The 1,494-nt window shown below is 68.2% G+C and carries 2 protein-coding genes; both read right to left on the minus strand.

Features of this window, described 5'->3' with window-relative positions; genetic code table 11:
• A partial coding sequence (locus GA0115259_RS37445; protein ID WP_141716873.1) for a hypothetical protein occupies nucleotides 1-231 on the minus strand: 231 nt, incomplete at its 3' end.
• A gap of 23 nt (nucleotides 232-254) precedes the next feature.
• Nucleotides 255-1,494: ricin-type beta-trefoil lectin domain protein (locus GA0115259_RS37450; protein ID WP_093605019.1), on the minus strand; the 1,240-nt coding region annotated here is incomplete at its 5' end.

A 1,494-nucleotide genomic window follows, 5' to 3' on the forward strand; every position in this document is an offset into this window, starting at 1 on the left:
GCCGCTCGTCTTGTTGATGACGGTGGTCCACCCGGTGGGCGGTGCCGCCGCAGCGGCACCGCCCACCGTGACACCGCCCTCCACGGCGGTCCCCGCCGCGGCCTCCTGCTGAGGCAGGGCGACCAGCGACATACAGAGTGCTGCCACGGTCAGCAGCAGGGTGAGCGGGGACAGCCGTCGGTACGGGCGGCGGCCCGGCATGGCGCCGCCACCGTACGAGAGCGTGTTCATCTGTTCGTTCTCCTCGCCCGGCGTCAGCCGGTGTACTGAGCGAAGACGCGGGTGAAGTCCCACGCCTGCTGGCTGACACCGGAGCAGGTGTCGGCTCCGCCGCCGGTGCAGGGCCGGTCGCGGTTGACCGACCAGAAGGTCAGCCGTGCGAGATGGTGCTGCTGTGCGTAGGCGAGGATGGTGCGGAAGTCCGCGACGGTCACCGTCTCACTGTTGTCGGTGATGCCGTTCATCGACGAGATGCCGATGCTGCGGTATGTCTGGTCGTCGCTGTATCCGTACGCGTTCTTGACCGCGTTCTTCAGGCCCTCGGCGGCACGGGTGGTGAGCGTGCCCATGTTCTGGCCCGCGCCTCCGAAGTTGAACGGCATGATCGTCCAGCTGTCCACCGTCAGACCGGCGGCGGCAGCGCGGTTGATCAGACTGGTGTCGGGGCCGTTCTGGCCGGTACCGAAGGTGATGTACACCTTGATACCGGGGTTGTTGGCCTTGATGGTCTTGAGCGCGTCCACGGTGCGCTGCTGGACGGTGGGGCTGTCGTACGCCGCGGCCTCGATGTCGATGTCGATGGCCTTGAGACCGTACGCGTTGATGACCTTCTGGTACGCGGCGGCCAGTTCACCCGCGCTGGAGCAGGAGCTCTCCAGCTTGTTGCCGCTCCAACCGCCGAAGGACGGGATGATGTCGCCGCCCGCGCCGCGCACGGTGTTGATGGTCTGCTGGTCCACTCCGCCGGTCAGCGGGCGTCCGCCGTCCCACTGCGGATTGCAGTAGCCGTTGCTGAGCACGAACGCCAGGGTGAACCACTTCACGCCGGTCGCGTTCATGACCGTGGTCGGGTTCGGCGGGCTGCCCCAGCCGTTGTAGATGTACGGTGCGACCGCCATGGGTCCGCTGGGCGCGGGCGGATTGCCGCCGCCCGAGGGCGCGGTCCACTTCTGGTTCGCGGCTCCGGTGCAGGTCCAGATCTGGAGCCGGGTGCCATTCGCGGACGTGTTGCCCGTCACATCCATGCACTTGTCGGCCTGGGTGTTGACGATGTCACGGGCCGCCGAGACGGTCCACTTCTGGTTCGGCGTACCGGCGCAGTCCCAGAGCTGGAGCTGGGCGCCGTTGGCCGTGCTGTTGCCCGTCACGTCCAGGCACTTGCCGAGCGCGCGGATCGAGCCGTCGGAGGCGACGTCCCACTGCTGCGCGGCGGAGCCGTTGCAGTCGTAGAGCTGTACGGGCGTGCCGTTGGCCGGATTGGCTCCCGCCCCCTCC

The organism is Streptomyces sp. MnatMP-M17 (assembly GCF_900091995.1).
Classification (GTDB): domain Bacteria; phylum Actinomycetota; class Actinomycetes; order Streptomycetales; family Streptomycetaceae; genus Streptomyces.